The sequence below is a fragment of the Chitinophagaceae bacterium genome, assembly GCA_016717285.1.
In the GTDB taxonomy this organism is placed as follows: Bacteria; Bacteroidota; Bacteroidia; order Chitinophagales; family UBA10324; genus JACCZZ01.
In genome coordinates this window covers 2,168,155-2,188,375 of sequence record JADKFU010000005.1, presented here as the reverse complement: position 1 = coordinate 2,188,375, position 20,221 = coordinate 2,168,155, and the positions used below count along the sequence as shown (strand labels likewise).

General features: G+C 39.2%; 17 protein-coding genes. 2 read left to right on the top strand and 15 right to left on the bottom strand.

The features are described from left to right. Window positions 1-2: 2 nt before the first annotated feature. From IPO83_18630 to IPO83_18560, 15 genes are all read right to left on the bottom strand, one after another. Entirely contained in the window at window positions 3-368 is a 366-nt protein-coding gene (locus tag IPO83_18630) for a SulP family inorganic anion transporter (GenBank protein ID MBK9733273.1), read from the bottom strand. A gap of 182 nt (window positions 369-550) precedes the next feature. Beyond that, window positions 551-2,293, bottom strand: a complete 1,743-nt coding sequence (locus IPO83_18625) for a tetratricopeptide repeat protein (GenBank protein MBK9733272.1) — start codon at window positions 2,291-2,293, stop codon at window positions 551-553. A 351-nt stretch (window positions 2,294-2,644) separates the two neighbouring features. Further along, window positions 2,645-3,079: an SRPBCC domain-containing protein gene (locus IPO83_18620; GenBank protein ID MBK9733271.1), complete on the bottom strand. Its 435-nt coding sequence runs from the start codon at window positions 3,077-3,079 to the stop codon at window positions 2,645-2,647. A 13-nt stretch (window positions 3,080-3,092) separates the two neighbouring features. Continuing rightward, complete coding sequence (locus tag IPO83_18615) at window positions 3,093-3,566, bottom strand: DinB family protein (GenBank protein ID MBK9733270.1); 474 nt, start codon at window positions 3,564-3,566, stop codon at window positions 3,093-3,095. 236 nt (window positions 3,567-3,802) lie between these two features. Further along, window positions 3,803-4,801 carry a hypothetical protein gene (locus IPO83_18610; GenBank protein ID MBK9733269.1) on the bottom strand — a complete coding sequence of 333 codons (999 nt, stop codon included), beginning with the start codon at window positions 4,799-4,801 and terminating at the stop codon, window positions 3,803-3,805. After that, window positions 4,761-5,147 carry an STAS/SEC14 domain-containing protein gene (locus IPO83_18605; GenBank protein MBK9733268.1) on the bottom strand — a complete coding sequence of 129 codons (387 nt, stop codon included), beginning with the start codon at window positions 5,145-5,147 and terminating at the stop codon, window positions 4,761-4,763. Before IPO83_18605 ends, IPO83_18610 begins: the two co-directional genes overlap by 41 nt. Before the next feature lie 385 nt (window positions 5,148-5,532). Continuing rightward, window positions 5,533-5,958: a response regulator gene (locus IPO83_18600; protein MBK9733267.1), complete on the bottom strand. Its 426-nt coding sequence runs from the start codon at window positions 5,956-5,958 to the stop codon at window positions 5,533-5,535. Window positions 5,959-6,107: 149 nt separating this feature from the next. Continuing rightward, on the bottom strand, window positions 6,108-6,842 hold the full coding sequence (locus tag IPO83_18595) for an endonuclease (GenBank protein MBK9733266.1): 735 nt from the start codon (window positions 6,840-6,842) through the stop codon (window positions 6,108-6,110). Window positions 6,843-6,933: 91 nt separating this feature from the next. After that, window positions 6,934-7,833, bottom strand: coding sequence for a YihY/virulence factor BrkB family protein (locus IPO83_18590; GenBank protein ID MBK9733265.1), 900 nt, complete (start codon window positions 7,831-7,833; stop codon window positions 6,934-6,936). Window positions 7,834-7,978: 145 nt separating this feature from the next. Next, window positions 7,979-10,675, bottom strand: coding sequence for a DNA ligase D (ligD, locus tag IPO83_18585; protein MBK9733264.1), 2,697 nt, complete (start codon window positions 10,673-10,675; stop codon window positions 7,979-7,981). Between the two features lie 4 nt (window positions 10,676-10,679). Next, on the bottom strand, window positions 10,680-11,450 hold the full coding sequence (locus tag IPO83_18580; protein MBK9733263.1) for a DUF72 domain-containing protein: 771 nt from the start codon (window positions 11,448-11,450) through the stop codon (window positions 10,680-10,682). A gap of 694 nt (window positions 11,451-12,144) precedes the next feature. Then, window positions 12,145-12,750 (bottom strand): hypothetical protein, encoded by a 606-nt coding sequence (locus IPO83_18575; protein ID MBK9733262.1) that lies wholly within the window; start codon window positions 12,748-12,750, stop codon window positions 12,145-12,147. Window positions 12,751-12,757: 7 nt separating this feature from the next. Then, window positions 12,758-14,152 carry a hypothetical protein gene (locus IPO83_18570; GenBank protein MBK9733261.1) on the bottom strand — a complete coding sequence of 465 codons (1,395 nt, stop codon included), beginning with the start codon at window positions 14,150-14,152 and terminating at the stop codon, window positions 12,758-12,760. 29 nt (window positions 14,153-14,181) lie between these two features. Then, window positions 14,182-14,991 (bottom strand): hypothetical protein, encoded by an 810-nt coding sequence (locus tag IPO83_18565; GenBank protein MBK9733260.1) that lies wholly within the window; start codon window positions 14,989-14,991, stop codon window positions 14,182-14,184. Next, window positions 14,982-17,222 (bottom strand): hypothetical protein, encoded by a 2,241-nt coding sequence (locus tag IPO83_18560; GenBank protein ID MBK9733259.1) that lies wholly within the window; start codon window positions 17,220-17,222, stop codon window positions 14,982-14,984. Before IPO83_18560 ends, IPO83_18565 begins: the two co-directional genes overlap by 10 nt. 231 nt (window positions 17,223-17,453) lie before the next feature. On the opposite strand from IPO83_18560, the gene IPO83_18555 reads away from it, so the two are divergent. Both IPO83_18555 and IPO83_18550 read left to right on the top strand, forming a co-directional pair. After that, window positions 17,454-17,948 (top strand): ABC transporter ATPase, encoded by a 495-nt coding sequence (locus tag IPO83_18555; GenBank protein ID MBK9733258.1) that lies wholly within the window; start codon window positions 17,454-17,456, stop codon window positions 17,946-17,948. Window positions 17,949-18,154: 206 nt separating this feature from the next. Further along, on the top strand, window positions 18,155-20,098 hold the full coding sequence (locus IPO83_18550) for a KUP/HAK/KT family potassium transporter (protein MBK9733257.1): 1,944 nt from the start codon (window positions 18,155-18,157) through the stop codon (window positions 20,096-20,098). Window positions 20,099-20,221 lie beyond the last annotated feature (123 nt).

Here is a 20,221-nt window from a genome sequence, read left to right as displayed (position 1 = left end):
CTTTAATAACTGACGAAGGAAAATAATTTGCGACTACGCCAAGTTTCAGAATTCCCAGTAGGAGTTGAAACAGGCCGGCAACAATTACTGCAAGTAAAAAAAAGTTTGTAATCGCCCAATGAAATGATAGAGGCTGCAACAATAGTTGTTAAACCTGCAGCAGGTCCGGACACTGCAAGTTGTGAACCGCTGATAATGGATACTACAAGTCCGCCAATGATGCCAGAGAGGAGTCCTGCGTAAAGAGGCGCACCTGATGCAAGTGCGATTCCCAGACAAAGTGGAAGCGCGACAAGAAAAACTGAAAGTCCTGCCGGTAAGTCGTGTTTAAGCCAAAGTCTCCGGTAATATCTGATTTTCCTTCTCATCAAACTTTCAAGAAATGTTTCCTAAAGGTAGAAAGTTTGATGGTTGTAATATGCCATAAGATTGCAGCGTAGGCCTTGCGTTTCAAACTATTTTACTCCGGATTGATTCCGTGAGTTTGTTATTTGTTTTCAGAGTGGGACAGGTGAAGGATTTATAAGTAAATCAACATATTAAAAAGGTATCACAAACTAGAGGACGAATTAATTGGCTTATCCGCAAATTTCCATGCTTTGTCGAACCTTATTTTAATTTCTGCCGCATCGGAATTTTTGTTTTGCATCTCAAATGAGTTATACAGTCCTATTAAAGCCCATCCGTTTTCCCGCCATGTTGAAAGGTCTTCCAGGTATATTTTTTCGGCTTCCGGAAATTTTCCGGCTTTAAGTAAAACGGCTCCCAAATGATGACGGATGGAGAAAAACCAATCAGGTGGTTCATTGTAATTCAATTGGTCTTCAAGTGCAACAGCTTCATTTAATAACTGGATTGATTTTGTATAATTTTTCTGTTGCTGATATATTTCTGCAGATAAAACTTTAACAGCAATTTGCATCAACTCGTAAGTTGTATTTATATCCCAAATGGTAATTGTCTTCAGAACGGAATCCTCCGATAGTTTTTCCAGGATTGCCAATTCTTTCTGAGCCTGAGGTATGTTTTTCTTTCCAAGATAAGCCATTCCTCTTGCATAGTGCAAAACAGCACGCGGATAAATTAATTGCTCTTCCGGCAACGGAATATTCAATATCGTATCCCACATTCCGAATTTTATCGCTACATAGTAAGGAATGGTGTAGTAATGTTGCAATGTTCCCCAGCCGGGTTGTGACATAATATCTGCGGCTGTATTGAGCTGAACTTCTTTCGCTGCACTCCATGCAAGTTTTGAATTTCCTTCTAAGGTTGCTGTTGCGGCCAGGAAATGATAGTTGTGCGGAAAGTAGGCTAATGGATACGCGCCCTGTGCGTGGCAAGTGGTAAAATAGTTGCTATCTACTTTTATGGCATTGATATTTGCCAGCGAAGCGAGGTGGTAATTTCCGGTGTTGATATAAATGTGTGAAGGCATGTGAACCAGGTGTCCTGAACCGGGCACCTGTGTTTCAAAAAACTTTGCACTCGGAAGTCCTTTTTCAGGAGTTGCAGAAGCCTCTACTGCATGTATATAAAAATGATGGGCACCGGGATGAGACGGATTTATTTCCATCAGATGTTCTAATACGGAAAGCAGTTCCGGAGTCCATGCTTTTGGTTTCTTGGTTTTCTTTTCATATAAATCCCAGGGATGCAAATCCATCAGCGATTCAGCGTAGAGCGCACCAACATCGGGGTCAGAAGAAAATCTATCATATACCTTCTTCATCGCGGTGTTATAAGCAATGTCAAGTGGTTTACGGTCTTCTGGAGGTTTTTCTGAATAACGAAACGCCAATGCGTCAATCAGGTACTTTTCCTTTTCTGTACAATCGGCGGAAAGAGTCAATGCTTTTTGTGCTGCAACGAATGCCCGTTCAAAATTATCCTCTTCCATGCCTCCATTGTAGTTTGGACCTAACACATAAGCATATCCCCAAAAACACATGGCGCATGTGGAATCAATTCTAGTTGCTTCATAAAAGGAACGTGCTGCTTCGGCATGATTGAATCCATATGAAAGCATCATGCCCTGATTGAAATACTCCTGTGCTTCTTTGTAGTTTGTGGTGATGACAAAGTTGATACCGTCCAGGCCCGTGAATTTGGGTGCTTTTTTTCGGGAAGCATACCAATCTTTGTCGGTAGTTTTTGAGGTGCAGCATCCTGAATATTTATTTGATGTTGCATCCGCAGGTTTAACTGATGCGTTTCGTTCAGTTTGTTTTTCAGATTGTTTACAACTGAAAGTGAAAGAAATAAGCAGGACGACGTAAAACCAATTTTTCATTTCAGTTCGGCGTAATTGCCAATTGGTTTCTGGTAACGCTTGCGTCATAAATGAAGTTTTAGAATGAAAGGGTAATCTCCGGAAAAAATCACCCTCTTAAAACTACACAAATAGTTATTATGAATACTGTAGTCAACAATTATTCATAGCATTTCATAATGAATATAGTACCAATGGGTTATTTTATACTCTGAAGAAATAGCAAAATCACTTGCGAAGAGAATGTACAACTGAACTCTTGGGGAAAATGCCCGTGTGCATGATTATCATCCGTATTCAAAGAAAACCATAACGGTTTACCTGGCATAAGAGCGCAATTACTAAATGCTATTTTGTGAGCGATTCCTTCATTTATTTCATTTTCTCAGCAAGGTTGTCCAAATACTGCGTCCACGCACCTGCGCAATTATTGTAGCATTCAAATTTTGGAACTAGTCCGTGGTGCATAAAGGTGATTTTATTTTTGTCCCCATGTTTCGAAATTTCAAAGCTGATTTTCGTACTGGTCCACTCATCCGTTTTTTTCGCGAAGGAAAGATTGCTTTCTGTCACCTGCCAAACAATCTTCTTGTCAGGTTCCATTTCAATTAATCGCTGTTTGGAATAATGCACTCCATCACCTGCATTGAATGTAAACTCGTCGTTGAGATTCACGCTGCTCCCTTTGATATCTTCTCCATACAAACCTATCCACCATTTGCGGGGATTCAGTAAGGTTTTAAAAATGGTTTGTGGCGTTTCAGCAGATACAAATTCGTATGCGTAATTTTTAGTTTCTTTTTCCATTTTCCATTTTATTTTAATTGTTGTTTACTAAACGTTTCAAAGCCATAATGCTGCCTGTATGATACCCATCATGATAAAGTAAAAACGCTAATGCGTCATCAATGGTGTTTAAGTTTATTTTATACCATTTAAATACGTTTGGAGATGGCGTGTAATTATTGAAAATACCTTTGTCCAGGTCGGTTTGTAAAATATCTATGGTAGCAATCAAATAACTCTTGATATCCTCAATTTCTTTTGCGCTCAAAAATTGCAAAGGCTTTGTATTTGTTAAGTAAGGAGACACGTATTTATCATGGATAGCAAGTGGTAAATCAGCTCTTATGTAACACAATGACTGCATGGAAGCAACTAAATGAGCCAGGTTCCAAATAATGTTGTTATTGAAGCCTTCTGGAATTTTGTTAAGCTGCTCAACAGTTAGCTGTTCAATTTCTTTCAACAGGAAAAGGCGGATTTGTTTTATTTTATCAAGGTTAGGATTCATCCTGAATGATTTAACTGATGACAAAAGTAATATCGCATTATGGTAACGGAAGGGTGCAATATTGACAATATAGAGGGTTGATTTGGACAATAACAGATACTTTGTGAATGTTAATTTTCCAGGAGACCGACACGGTTATGAGTTCAAAATCGAATCACCATAATACAAGAGATTGGAAAGGAAGCAAAGCTTCGGTATGCAGGATGGTGAAGCAATAGGATAAAGAGATTTAAATATTAATTCCGGTAACTGAACAGGAGCAAGGTCGGTTTCTGATCCTGACCCTCATTTGTAATCAGCATATCACCATTGCTGAAGAATGTAATTCCTTCCGCTTTATTAAATATTTCAGGATTCAATTGTTCTATGTGTTCTAATTTGCCTTGCATGTCAAAAATGAATAGCATGTATCCGGCAGCCGAAAGTAAATAGAGTTTTTTTGAGAATGGATGTATGGCTATGGCTGATGGCGAAAATTTAAGAACAGCATCAGTCCCATTCGTTTTGTTTTGTTCCGGAAGGTTTAATTTCTTTTCCTGCGCAAATTGTTTAATAGTTACAAGATCGAAGGTGAAAACCGGTTCGCTGATCAATTTTTTTGTGCTTAAATCAAATCCGTAAATCACCCTTTTATCTTTATACGCTGCACCTTTTTCCAGTTTACTCTTGCATGCAATCAGTAAACGGTTGTTATCCGCATCATAACATAAACCTTCATTGTCGGCTGGAATGCCGGTGTTATAAGTTACTAATGCAAAATTCGCTGTTTCATAATCTGATATTTCAAAAAGGGTTCCATCACTTCGCAAAATATAAATTGTTTTTCCTACGCGTGCTATTCCTTCATAATCGCCATCAACATGAAAGTTATACTGACGCTTAATGTTGTTATGCAATACATCGTATATGAACAGGATACCATTTTCATCCTGGATACAGGCAATGGTTGTGTTGTTGATTTCAGTAGCTCCTGAGACTTCGCGCAGCGTATCAGGCAAAATCATGATTTTGGCAGGTGCCATTAAATCATAATCCCTAAGTTTTGAGTCAGAACTGAAAGAAGAATCAGTACAAGCGGAAAAATGGAAGAGAAAAGGAAGCAAAGTATATAATAGGAACATTGTCGAAAGTCTTTCAATTGTTGATTGGTTAAGATGAAGATTTTGTTTCATCGAAACGTAAGAAAAGTAAACGCTATAGATATTGCTTAATCCATTCTTTAGCTGTTGTATCATCTGTAAAGCTTTTCATCGGGATGGGTGAAGGTTTCAACATGAACAATATATTCATTATAAATTTTGCCAGTCCTGGTTTTGAAACCATTGCCATTGCTGAGTAAATAACTGCTACCTGTTCTGCTGCAAACTTTCGAGTCTCTTTGTCTGGAACCGGGGAATTCGACAAGTAAATTAATAACGGTACTCGCTTGTTATTTGTGATTTGTTTTATCAAAGCAACATTATTTGTTATATTTTCTACTGTACGCTTAGGATTCTTAGAAAGAGAAATCAGAATTCCATCATCAAACCAATAAGTTGCTATTTCACCTTCAAAAATTTGCTTGTCTTTTGGGTGGGTCATGAGGAATGCATTGTATTGTTGTTAAAATATAATCTTCGGTTTGAAGTCTGCCAAGAGATCATGCTTGCAAGCAGGGAGATTTTTTAACAAATTAGTTTCAGCGAATCATTGATGAGACGATTATTTTTCTCATAAAAATCCACCTCCTTTTATCATTTATTTTTTAAAAAGACTTTAGAAATTGATTTTGTTGCTATACAAATCTCGCAAAGAAAAATCATACTGTTGTTAGTTTGACATGACAATTTAGAAATCGATAGCCCGGCATAAATAGCTTGCGTTTCCCTTATAATAATAAGCGCTCATGCATGCGAAGGATTGGATTATCTAAAAAGATGATCGGTGCAATTTTTCCGCAATTGAGGAAGTGTCAACAGTTTCAAAATTACTTGACATAGTTTGGTGAAACACAGTTTTGCCAATACTCAACTATTATTTTTATCAGGCTTTTTAAATCCTGAAAATTTGAGGGTTTCACAAAGAATCCTTGAATGGATTTTGAGTAAGCAGCAACCACGTCTTCCTGTGCAGCACTTGTGGTAAAGAAAAGGTATGGGATAGTTTTTAAGCGGATATCTTCATTTTCGTGGATTTGCATCCTTAGCTCCATACCATTCAACTTTGGCATATTAATGTCTGAAAAAACAATGAAAGGCTCTGTGCTTTTTGCTGTTAAAAAGGTAAGTGCTTCTTGTCCGTCGTTAAAGAAAACAATTTGATTCTTATAGTTGAGCTCTTTAAATACTGCTGTAAACATTTCCTGGTCATCTGTGTCATCTTCAACAACAATTATTGCTCCGTTCTTATTCATCCTGTTTTTTTAAAAGCTTAATGTGTAAATGTGTTATTCCATTCCAGGACAATGTAACCAAAGTTATCAGATAATCTGTTTGTGGAACACAATGGTAATCAGCGAAGGAGCTTTATAATATATTCACCAACCTGGTTTTTAATATTCAGTTAATCATATAGTACCTGGCAATTAGTACAGATAAAGCTCCTTCGCTTTTTTAAGCCGGTGTATTTTTTAATAATTGGATAATTGCATCTCACGCATTTTTTTTTGGCATACACCAGCCAGTGTTTCTTTAATTCATATTTTTTTTTCCATTCTAAAAATTGAAAGCTATAAATGCTGACTTCATCAAGTAATTTTTTAAGCTTGTAAGCAGGAAGTTTATTTACAATGGATTCAGGATGTACCCGGACACGGTATAAAACTTCATTTTTAATTATGTTGCCTACTCCTGCAAAAATATCCTGTTCCAGGAGGGCATCACAAACAAGTAGCTCAGCTTGATTTTTTAGTTTGCCTTTCGCTTTTTTAGGATCCCAGTTTGGGTTCATAACATCTGAGCTCCAATCATAGTGTGTGTTCACATCGCCTTCTAAATATTTTATGGCGCAGGAATAGAAATTTATTTCACCCTTCTTAAAAGTTAAATTTAAACGTACAGGTTTACCAGGCTTCTTTTCATTGAGCTGGTAACTTCCAAACATTAATAGATGAATGCGTACTGAAAACGTTTTGAAACATATCAGGAAATGTTTTCCCCAGCTTTTGAAAGCGATTATTTTTTGGTCTATTAAACGAGACTGTTCAATACGGCTGTTGCCGGTTGCTGCAATAACTTTCTTGCCGGTGAATGACTGCACTGCTTCTTTTAGAATTACAATGGATGGACCTTCTGGCATTGCATGGCTATTTTTGAATTTTTATTATTCTTAGCAGTAAATAAATCTTCATGCATTGTTGAAGAGGAGGGAACGTTTTTTACTTAGTAATTTATGCTTTTCGCCCTTCCTTTTTTATTGCATTCTTATCAGGTGGTATATAACCATCATTTAGTTCTGCATAAGCATGTGTAAATTCTGCACCGTAAAAAACAATCATGGATGAATAGGAAACCCACAATAAAATTAATATGATAGTGCCGGCAGCGCCATATTCACCACCAGGGTCAGCTTTCGCGAAATAAATGGAAAGCATATACATGCCCAATAGAAATAATAGAGCGGTAACGACAGAACCCAGCCATACATGTCGCCATTTTATTTTTGCGTCCGGAAAAAATTTAAACATTAATGCAAAAAGCAGCGCGATGATGAGACGTGAAACGATAAAATTTATAATTTGAATGATTACAAGAAAGGAATCAGAGAAGTGTCCGGAAATCCAATCACCCATAGCTATTAAAAGAGTGGTGATCATGAGTGAAACCATCAGTATAAATGCAATGGCCAGTATCAATCCAAATGAAAATATTCGAACTCTCACTAAACTCCATATTCCTGATTTGGATGGATCGGTTTTTACTTCCCAGATGATATTTAATGATTTTTGAAATTGTGCAAACACACCGGTTGCGCCGATTAAAATGGTGATGACTCCAATTGCAGTTGCCCAAACTGTATTTTTTGATTCGCGGGCAGCACTGATCATATCAAGAATTTGTTGCGCACTGTCAGCACCAAAAACAGCACTGAGCTGTGTACTCATCTGTTTGTTGATTGCTTCGGCACCGAAAAAATATCCTGCGATGGTCACGATCACTACCAGTAAACCGGGCAATGAAAAAATTGCATAGTAGGCAATGACCGCACTTTCTTTGAAAGGGTCTTTTGCCCACCATTTTTTGAAAGCAGTTTTTAATACTATTCCAAAGCGCTTAAGTTTTGATTTCATTTTTTCCGTTTTACCTTTTTGGGCAGTTTCAATCCTTTACTTTCTTTATCCCATTCTTTAACATCCACGCCTTGTTTTTCTAATTTGTTTTTGTTCGCATGGAAATATTTGCGCTGTGATTCGCTTTAGTAGGGCATGATATTTTTTATTTAAATTTTTTAATCACTTTTTCCAGATTAATGCCTTTCCCTAAAACAGGTTTGAAAATATCACCTTCATTTTTTATTCTGTCGAGAGCATTGTGAATGGTAAAGTCAATCATTTTCAAGCCTTTCTTAACTTCTTCCCAATGTAAAGGCATTGATACGGTGGCACCGGGTTTAGGCCGCAAAGAATATGGAGCAGCAATAGTGGCCTGCGGACGATTCTGTAAAAAATCTATATACATTTTACCTTTTCTTGCTTTTACCATCCGCTCAATGCTGCTGTATTTTGGAATTTCACGTTGCACTAATGTTGCAATTACACGTGCAAATTCTTTTGACTGTTCATAGGTATATTTTGCGCCAAGAGGAATATAAATATGGATGCCGGTGGAACCACTGGTTTTGGGATAGGCGGTTACGCCCATATCTTTTAAAATAGCGTTCGTGATATTTGCGGCTTCAATTACCTGATTAAAAGTATTCTCTGCAGGATCCAGATCAATAATGCACCAATCAGGATAATCTTCTGCTTCAATTCTGCTGTGCCAGGGATTCATTTCTATACAACCTAAAGTGGCCATATAAAGCAGACTGGCCTCATCTTTAGCAACCAGGTAATTTCTTACTCTGTTGTCTGCATCACTTTTATATTGAAAAGTCTCAATCCATTCAGGCGCCGTACCTGTTACATCCTTGAAATAAAAACTTTCACCCGTGATGCCATTTGGATGGCGGTTCATAGATTGCGGCCTGTCTTTTAAATAAGGTAATATGAATGGGGCCACCTGGTAATAGTAATTCAGCATATCACGTTTGGTGATTTTTTCTTTGGGCCAGTAGATCTTATTGAGGTTAGTGAATTTTATTTCGTGGCCATTTATTTCACGAACCTGTGTTTCATCCGTTGGGTTTAAGAATGTTTTCCTTTCCTTTTTTCCTGTAGGGCTCAATATTTTTGTTGACTTGCTTTTTTTATTCGGAACAATATCTTTTGTAGCTGCTGCTGATTCACGCGTTACATCGCTGGCCTTTTTATCAATGCGCATTGCTTCAAAAGAAGGATGTCTCATAATTCCATCAGTAGTCATTTCAGTATAGCTCACTTCGCACACTAATCCGGGTTTCATCCAGACAGCAATAGCATGCGGCGGGTTGGGACGAAAGCGTGAAGGTTTGTTGATGTCGGGTAATTCTGTAAATGGAGGTGATTTGGTAATAAAGGGCTTAAATTGTTTAAGCATTTCTTTTTGCTGCTTATCATTAAAGCCAGTGCCTACTTTGCCGGTATAAATTAATTTCCCTTTCTCAAAAACTCCCAGCAGAAGTGAGCTGAATGATTTTGAAGTAGCATCATTTATGGTGTAACCGCCAATAACCATTTCCTGCCTTTTATTGGCTTTGATTTTCAGCCATTCTCTGGAGCGAATGCCCGGGCTATATTTGCTATCGGATTTTTTAGCAATAATGCCTTCAAGCCCCATTTTTTTTGTGGTTTCAAAAAATTCGATGCCACCAACTTCAAAGTTTTCACTCAGTCTTATAATATTATTTTGGGGAATTATTTGTCTTAGAAGATCCCTGCGCTCTGACAATGGAATTTGTAGCAGGCTTTTTCCATCTAACCATAAAATGTCAAACACATAAAAATAAATGGCTCCGTCAGCTTCGCTTCGCCAATTTTGCAAGGCTCCGAAATTGGATTTGCCATTTTCATCCAACACCACCACTTCACCATCGAGCACAGCATTTATATTCCAATCCTGTACTGCCTTATAAACCGGGTAAAATTTTTCGTCGAACGACTTGTCGTTGCGGGATTTCAATGCTACTTTATTTTTATTGCAGAAGGCAATTGTTCTGTATCCGTCCCACTTCACTTCAAACTGCCAAGCTTCATCGTCAAACGGTTTGTCAACAAGCGTGGCAAGCATAGGAGAAAGCGTGACAGGAAATTTGGCAGTAGTACCCTTCGTTATTATTTTTGATTCAGCATTTTTTTTCCCCTTTTCCAGGCGGTTTCTTTTAGAGGCAGCTTTAACATCCTCTCGTTTATTCAGCTCTTTTTCTTTCTTGCTTTTGGAAGTTGTTTCTTTCACCCTTTTAGCACCATAAAAATTACTGGAGGTTTTCTCAACCTGTGCCAGTGTTTTTTTGGAGATTACGGATTTGTCCTTAAGCGTGATGTCTTCCTTGGAAACAAATTGATCTTTTACTTTAAAAAGAAGCCAGGAATTTTCACCTCTCCCATGTGTTTTAACAAGTGCATATTCACCTTTTAACTTTTTCCCATGTAAAACGAAATGGAGCTTGCCGGAATAAATTCCTTTCCTTAATTCTTTGTCCTGTGTTTTTTTATCTTTTCCATCGGCATCGGCAGGTTCATAAAACCCTTCATCCCAAACTATTACCGTACCTGCGCCATAACCGCTTGGAATAATGCCTTCAAAGTTTCTGTAATCATAAGGATGATCTTCCACCATCATGGCCAGTCGTTTCACAGCAGGGTCTGTGGACGGACCTTTAGGCACAGCCCAGCTTTTCAATACGCCTTCCATCTCTAACCTGAAATCGTAGTGTAAATTTGTAGCATCATGCTTTTGAACAACAAAGCGTAATTTATTGCTGTCAGGTTTTCCTCCAACGGGTTCCGGACTTTCTTTAAAATTTCTTTTCTGTTTATATTTTGCTAGTGCCATAGGTTTATTTTATAATCTCCTTTTCATTTTGATGAAAACTATTGATCGTTTTTAAATTGTTTAAAGCATCTCCGATCGTATTATTAAAATACATAAACACAGTTTTTCCTTCTTCCAGCCATTCATCAACATAGGCGGTGTATTCGCGCAAAAAATCTTCGGAATAACTGTCTCGGTAATTCCCGGTGGGACCATGAAATCTGATGTATATAAAATCAGTTTCAATATTAGTCATTGGCGTTGCTGATTTGGGAATGTCGTGTATAACCAAGGCCGCATTAAAAATGCTTAATAGATTATAAGTTGCTTCATTGTACCATGATTTATTTCTAAACTCTACCGCAATTTTCCAATCAAGCTCTTTTATTTCCTGAATATCACTTAACAGGTTATTCAATTTAGAGAAAAATTCTTTTCCAGCACTTGGGGGAAACTGAATAAGCAGGCAGCCACATTTTTCTTTAACGGCGTTGATAGATTCAAAAAACCGGACAAGCAATTCTTTATTATAATTTAATTCCTTGTTGTGGGTAATCTCCTTGTATAATTTAAAAGTAAACCTGAAATCGTCATTAACAGAAGTAGCCCATTTCAATACAGTTGCTTGTTGCGGAATTTTATAAAAGGAACTGTTTATTTCAATACTGTTGAAGAGCGAAGCGTAATAGGTGAGCCTGCTGACATTCTGAAACGGCTCGGGATATAAATATTTAGGAATATTTAATTGCAAGCCGCTAAGCCCTGAGTAAAAGGATGCAGTTGTGGAGGTAAGCATACAATTTCCATTAATTAAAATATCCGCCTGAATAATTGCAGCATAGGTTTCAAATAATTTCCGGCACCTGCTTATTTATTTGTATCGAAAATATTCTTTGGATTAAGCGGCAGAATTACAAGGCTGAGCTTTTTTATTTCTTAATTAAGTCCCGTTATTCCGGAATATCATGCCGTTAATTGTAGACTATAATGGAGAGCAGATGGGGTGAACTACAAACTCTAAGAATAACTATTCAAGGTATTGTAACGCTTAGCAAAACAAAAGCAGATCGACAGGGTTTGTTTTCTTTTTACAGGATTGATTGCGAGAAAAACCATGGGACGGAAATGTAATACACGGAGCAGATGAGTATTGGATTCCCCAAATTGTAAAAAAATTGGGACTGCCTTTTTTGTGGTAATTATGAATAAGAGCGTTAGGCGGTACTAACTTTATTAAGTTGCTCTCAAGATGATTTTTAAAATGATCAGCGTTTGATTATCAGCTCCCGGAGCTACATAGTAATAGAGTTAGCGGAACAATGGAGATCTTAAGCTGAAGTGTTATTAAAAGAAAAGAGTCGTTAGAATGCCTTCCGCATTAATGTGTTGCCCTGGAATATTTCTGATGGTTGATTCAGCCAACGGTAAAGAAGGAAGAAAAGTGATCGTATCCAAAATGCGTCTTAAATAGTCAGTGAAATCGCATTGCATTAAGGTATCACAATCTTCATCCGGATCTCATTGCTGGTGAATTCCAAATTGGTTCCACCATCATCCCAGGCCCAGATGCCCAGGTAATACAGCTTGTTGAACTCGAGCAACTCAGGAGCGGAATCATAATCAATCACGCCATTGTGTACACTTCTGCCATCACCAAAACGCACAGTACCGACTTTTCCATCCTGCTTCATGCCGGTGTGCCAGGTCCATACCATGTCTTCGCTGTTTCCTATTGAATTACCATTTGCAAAGCTGCCGGCAATAGGATGGGTAAAAACTCCAACGGCCTGGTATTTTACTTTTGGATCCTTCCATTGTATTTCGAATAGCTGCGAAAAGTCTTCATAAAATTTTTCAGGCGGGCAACCATCATCACAGGCAGGAGGGAGGAAAGTGAAAACCTTAGTGTCGCCGAAGATTTCTATTTTATCAGAGCTGGAATCATTTTCTATATAGTAGTAATAGTATTGCGGAACTTCTATCAGGTAGGTATTATGAATGAAATTGCCTGCTCCCAATTGATTGTCCGCATTTTCATCTGCTTTGCCACAGCTGTATAAAAACAACACCATCAGGAAAATAGCATACTTCTTCATGGATAAATTATTTTGGAATAAAAAAGAGTAATTGTATCTGTGCATATACTTTCCAGGCATGATCAGGAGATGTCTCTGTGTGTGCATCGCCGAAGTAATCAAATGTCTGCACATAATTGTAATGGTTGTACGCCAGTCTTAAACTACCATCAATGGCAATCAATGGAGTAACATTCCAGATCACGCCGCCACCTAAAGATGGCTGCCAAAGCAAAACGGAAGGTGCAAGCTGAAAGGCGAGTTCGCAGTATGGATTTACCCTCGATCGTAAATTGTATGGATACCAGAAATACCTGCCGCGAATTCCGAACAGCACGGATGTAAAAGTATCTGTCCGCGTTGCTTCCAGTGAACCATCAAGAACAGGATACTCTTTCACCTTCCTGCGCAGCAATGCTACTCCGGCATTTGCACCAAATGCAAACCGGTTTTTCAACCACCCGGGATGAAAATAATATCCTGCTGTAAAAAAATATTCCTGTGGCCAGAACAATGCTCCTACAGAAATGGTATGTGGTCCGCGTGCGGTGAAAAACTCGTTCCAGGTAAGTGTAACAGGTATGATTCCTTCCGTAGTTGCAGGTTGAAAGGTTGCGTTTTGGCTGTTGAGTTCGTACGCTGAAAAAAGCAGTTGGTAGCTGTCTGTGCTTCGATCCAAAGTGTCGATGGTAAATGTAAATTTCCCATCAGAATCTGTTTCGAGTTGTTGCAAGAGTTGATCCTTCCACATCACGGAATAACTGATCGTGCTTTTATATCCCGCAGGAATTTCCACCTTTCCAGATATGGTATCAAGCGTACTTTTTTTCTGCATTACTGCATTCACAGGATAGTCAAATATTTTTTTGTCTAATGTTACGGTCTTTACTTTGTCGAAGTACCTGCCACTGGAAAATGAAACTCTTACAGAAGAATAACCTGCAGGCAGCGCACTCAGCGGTATTTTCAATTTGTAATAACCAAATGCATCAGAGGTGGCAGTGATGGATGATTTTTCCGAAAGAAAAACAGTGACATCTTTCAGGAACGTTGAATCTGTTGATTGCACCAGTCCCCTGATGTAAATTGTGTTTTTCGCAGTAAGTACAGTAGCAGGTGTAAGTTGAATGGGTATGATGTTGTCCTCGTTACGTGTTCTTACCGGAAACTTATCCATGGAAGGATAAGAAAGGTATTTGCTTTTATCAGTTTTACTGGTCGGCGTGATGGTGAGATCATACAGGAAATCATTGGGAACAATTTCATATTCGCTGAGATTGGCTTCTTTGTGATCAGCATTAAAGGAAAGCTGGAAGGGTTTCGATTTGCATTTGAAAGTGACTTCCACCGGTATTATTTTTTTTGTATTCTCATCCTGCACAATCACAGTCAGCGTCGTTTGCGCGCTAACGTTGCTGCACATGATTAAAAGACAGATGGTAAAAACAATTTTCATGGATGATCACGTCTTAGGGTGACGGAAATATTGTTGTTCGGAAAATTCAGCGGCAGCGTAGAAGAATGGTAATGTTCTTTACTGAAATTTACTGAAAGAGTGCTTTCCTTGGAAAATGATTCCAGCTTGAAATAACCGCCATCATCCGTAACTGCAGTAACTCCTTCAGCGGTAACTTTCACTCCCGAAATTCCCCTTCCTTGTTCATCCCAGACATAACCTGCAAATGTCTGCGGCTTAAGTTTGGCAATAAGCAGGATGTCGATATTCCTGTTCAGTACTTCACTGGTCTTAAAACTCAACACGGTATCAATGGGCTGTAGAGAATTTTCCCGGGAATATTGAATGCGCAACTTTAAAGAATCCGGTCTGTTCTTTTTAGAAATGATGAATTGAGCAAAAGCACCGATAGTGTTTGTTTTTTTTCCTTGTTGATCACCACCGATAAGATCCACCTGCGCTTCACTGACGGGTTTACCGCCTACAAAAATATTTCCGGCAAAGTAGTCCTGTATGTCAGGGCAGGTTTCCACACCAAATAACTTAGGTGGATTGATCACATAGATGAGTACGCCAAAGGCAATGGCTCCTGATGCTTTCACAAATGTGTTTTCAATTTTTATGGTTGGCCCAATGAGCGTCAGGATTCCTGTAGCTCCGATTGCCAGCAGCACACGCAGCACATAAATAACCACTTCAGAGGGACACTTCACGAAGACGGTGATGGCAACAGCAATAAGTATGAATAAGAAACTTATTCCTACTACGAGGTAGTTAGGTTTTTTCTCAGCGCTTTTTACCGCCATTGTAATATTTTGAAAGTGGAAGAATGATGTTGTTCTGTAATTTTGAAAACAAGTAATCCCGCTGATGATTCCGGGAAAGGAACAAGATACTTACCGTTCCCGATTGAAAATGATTCCGCATCGTTTTGCATGATCACTCTTCCTGTCAGGTCAACGAACTGAAAAAGAGTGCCGGGCGCGTTTACTGATAATGACGAAACGAAAAGTGCCCGCGAATTATAGTCAGCGGCTACCAGCCAATTACTTTTATCCGGAATAGCTTCTGTAATTCCTACCGGGAAATTGCTGTAACTGATATACCGGCTCGAAAAGGTGCTGGTGCCATCATCAAAATTAAAATCATGAAAAAGCAGCAGGAGATTGCCATCATTGGAATCCCTGAAAAAGAAATAGTTGTCATATACGGAAGTATAGGCAGCAAGAAAGGTGCTTCCAAGAAATGCAGAATCAACATATGTTTCCACTTCATGCATGCGGATCACATTCACTCCAAAAGAAAAAGGTGGAGTAAACAATATGCCATAACCATCGTAGTGCGTAGCAATCTTAGCTGCGCGGCGCGTTTCTATTCCACCATTGGTATAAATAACATTTGAAGTATTCAGAATGCTTTCATCACAATTCATAGGATAAGTAAAAATCGGAAGTGGTTGCGGATAATGCAGCACATAATCCTCTGACGCATAACCGACAATTGCCCAATGACTGCTGTTGCATTGGTAGAAGGCATACACATCGTCCTTTTTGATGGCAACAGTTGCTTCAGGGAATTGTGCAGCGTATTGATACGTTGAATCAAGTGGTAAAAAGTTGTCGCTGTAACTGGCAGAATCCTGTAGTTCAGTGAAAGAATAATTATTGTAGTTGCATCCGGCATCACCCTGATAAATACCAATCGTATCTGCATACGTGAAATAATTTGCATCTCCCGGATGTGGGTTAATTATTTCAGTAAGCGGAGTTAAGCAGACATTTACATCAATCAGTAACACTGATGTTGCTCCAGTCCCGCATTCATTTATTGCATGGAAACTTATCTTGCCTGATGCGGTTCCGAATGTGACTTGTATAGTAGTGTCATTGATGGTTTGAAATACAGCTCCGGGTGGCACAGTCCAAACGTAAGATGCTGCTCCATCAATGGTGTTGGAAGAATAAATTTGCATGGAACCGGTACAAGCGACAGAAGGACCATTGATAAAAGCAGCAGGTGCAGGTTTTTTACATAGTTTATAAATCTGTCCTTCTCCATTTCCGAAGAAGCCCATATACGGTTTTGGAAAGAAAAGGGAAGTGATGTTACAGCAACCCACAAAGACTGAATCCCAGGTTAAAGCATTGTCGGGAGTCGAGTAAATTCCCGATAGATTATTTGCCATATAAGCTTCGTGGTCGGAAGCGGCATAACCGCATAAGAAGAGCGGAGAACCGGATGTTCCGATAGGATCCTGGATGACTGTATTCCAGTTCACTCCTCCATCAACAGAGGAGATGATGGTGCGATAGCTTCCCGCAGCAACAATTACATCCTTGTTTGGAAATGCAAGTCCCAACAGCCCCACAGGTTCATTGAAATACACAACTGACCAGGTATTCCAGCCGTCTGTTGTTTTAATGACGTAACCTGAAGTGTAATTTCCAGAAGCAGTAACAGCAAAACTAACCTGATCGCCAATGAAGCTGATCCTATGGATGTCGGATGTGTTGGTAGAAATAGTATCCCATGTAACACCTCCGTTAATGGTCCGGTAAATTATGCCACTGGATGCGCCAATGAATCCCTTGTTCTCATCGAGGAAGTAAATGCAGTAGAGATCTCCATTAAAATTCAAACTGATATCATCCCAGGTGTTTCCCCCATCATGAGTAGATAACAATTTTCCATTGTTGCCGCACACATATCCGTCCTGATCGTTAAGAAAGAAAATATCGTAGAGCGTTACTTCAGTTAAACTCTGTTGAATATTCCAGCTAACACCACCATCTGTTGTTATTGCGATTTTTCCGGAGGAGCTTACAGCATAACCCGTGTCGGTATTGATGAAAAATAATCCACTGACGCCTGTATCGCTGAAAGGCTGACCCACCAAATTCCATTGCTGGGCAAAAACGGGACAACTATCGAGTCCGCATAGCATCCCGATTATTAAACAGCATTTTTTCAATGGGTTAAAAAAAACAATTATAAAAAGCCGGAGTTTCAAAACAGCATCTGAAATTACCTGAAACATCTTCTACGTATTATTTTGAGAAAGATACGCAAATAAGAAATCGTTGATCCGCTTTGTCCCCTTAATATGGGACGGGAATATTTTTACTTAATAATCAACCCATGATTTTTTGACAATTCATTTGCAGTAACCTTACTTCCCAGGCTACATACCGGCAGAAGATTTTGCCTGTCATTCTGAATTGCTGCCGTTGTATCTTTGTCGGCTAATAGCATTAAAAAATTCCCCCCGATGCAAAATTTTCATGAACAATCAAGAGTCTGGATTTACCTGGGCAACCGTGCTTTTACCGATGTGGAAGCGAGTGATATCAGCATCGCGATAAAACATTTTTGCAAAGAATGGTCTGCCCATGGCAACAATCTGAAAGCAGCAGGGGAGGTTCGTTACAACCGGTTTATTGTATTGATGGTGGATGAAACGGAAGCAGGAGCGAGCGGTTGTTCCATTGATAAATCTGTGCATTTTATCCAGGCAATAGAAAAGGAATACAGCGTGCAACTCTTTAACCGCTTACTCATTGCGTGGAAAAAAGCCGATGAAATTCACGTTGCTTCCATGCAAAACCTTCAACAGCTCTTTGATGAAGGCACCATCCAACCGGAAACTATCGTGTTCAACAATGCGGTTACTTCTAAAAAAGATCTCGATGATAAGTGGGAAGTGGCGTTTGAGCAGAGTTGGATGTTTGGACGGATAAATCGGGAATTGAGAATTGAGAATTGAGAATTGAGAATTGAGAATTGAGAATTGAGAATTATTGACGAAACAAGATAAGTATTCTCCCTACGAAGAAGGTGACAAACAACCTAAACCATATAAACAACCTATACATTTCAAACCCTCAAACCCTCAAAAATGCCCAACTATCGATTAAGGACTATCAACTAATGACTTTTAAAGCTACATTTGCCCTCTTTATACCCTCTTGATTGGACCCGAAGCACGCTCACAATAAGCTCTCAGTAGCAGGCTTATTAATCACTTTAGGAATTATTTACGGTGATATAGGAACTTCCCCGTTGTATGTAATGACAGCCATTATGGGTCATGATTCCATTGACAAATTCCTGGTGCTGGGCGGCGTTTCCTGCGTGTTCTGGACACTTACGATTCAGACTACACTGAAATATATCGTACTCACTATTCAGGCGGATAACAAGGGGGAAGGTGGAATTTTTTCATTGTATGCCTTGGTTCGGAAACGCGCTAAATGGTTGATCTATCCAGCCATCATAGGTGGTTGTACGCTACTTGCGGATGGAATTATTACGCCTGCCATTACTGTTTCTGCTGCAGTGGAAGGACTTCGGATCTATAACAGAGACATCAACACCATTCCGATTATTATCGCCATCATCACCTTCCTGTTTCTTTTTCAACGGGCGGGAACACGTTTGGTAGGCAGCTCATTCGGACCCATTATGTTCATCTGGTTTTCGATGCTGGGCGTACTTGGTCTTCATAAGATACTGGAGCATCCTTCAATTCTGCAAGCTGTGAATCCTGTGTATGCTTTTGACTTGCTTACACAACACCCAAATGGATTCTGGCTATTGGGAGCCGTTTTCCTTTGTACAACCGGAGCCGAAGCGCTTTATTCTGATCTCGGCCATTGCGGAAGAAAAAACATACGTGTGAGTTGGGTATTCGTGAAAAGTTGTCTGTTGTTGAATTATTTCGGACAGGGTGCATGGCTCATGCGCCACCAGGGTTTGGTTTTGGAAGGAAATCCGTTTTATGGAATCATGCCGCCGTGGTTTGTGATTTTTGGAATTATAATCGCGACGGCTGCATCTGTAATTGCAAGCCAGGCGCTCATCTCCGGTTCTTATACATTGATCAGTGAAGCGATGCGGCTGAATATTTGGCCTAAAGTGCGAACGATATTTCCAACAGTGCAGCGCGGACAGGTTTATATTCCAAGTGTGAACTGGTTTTTGTTTATGGGTTGTGTGATGATTGTTTTTTATTTCAGAGAATCCAAGAATATGGAAGCCGCATATGGATTGGCCATTACGATTACGATGATGATGACCACTATTTTATTCAGCACCTATTGGTATGTGAAGCATGGTTCATGGATAACAACCGCACTCATTGGCGGAACTTTCTTTTCTGTTGAAATCAGTTTCTTCATCGCCAATCTCAGCAAATTTCCTCATGGCGGTTATGTCACTTTGTTTATTGCATTCATGTTGTTCTCCATCATGTTCACGTGGTTCAAAGCGAGAAAAATCAAGAACAGGTACCTTGAATTTATTCCTGTCAGTGAATACCTCCCTTCACTGAAAGAACTGAGTGAAGACCAAAGTATTCCTAAATATGCTTCACACCTGATCTATCTCACCAGTGCAGATTATAAAACGCAGGTTGAAGACAAGGTGGTTTATTCCATTTTTAACAAGCAGCCTAAACGCGCTGATGTTTATTGGCTGATACATGTGGATGTGGTGGATGAACCTTATGCAATGGATTATTCTGTTGATATTCTTGTTCCGAATAAAGTAATCCGCATTGAATACAAATTGGGCTTTCGCGTGGCTCCGCGACTGAATCTTTTTTTCAAGAAAGTAGTGGAGAATTTAGTGAATGAGAAGAGAGTTGATATTGTCAGTCAGTATGAATCGCTTCGACGTAAAAATATTGCAGGAGATTTCCGGTTTGTGGTGATGGAAAAATATCTTTCTAATGAAAATGAATTGTCATTTACAGAGAAGATCATCATGGATTTTTATTTCTATCTGAAACATATTTCCATGACGGAAGAAGCTGCCTTCGGATTAGATACCAGCAATGTGACGATCGAAAAATTCCCGTTAATCCTGGCACCGCCTTCTCATATTAATTTGAAGGAAGTGCCTTCGGATGGTTAGCATTCAGATAGAGGCGGGGTTTGGAATAGGAGAAGGCGAGGAGGGCGATGTAACAAAAATTCAAAACTCGTTCTTGCCTTACAAATGTTGTACACTATCAGCAATCTGCCTCATTCTTTTCTG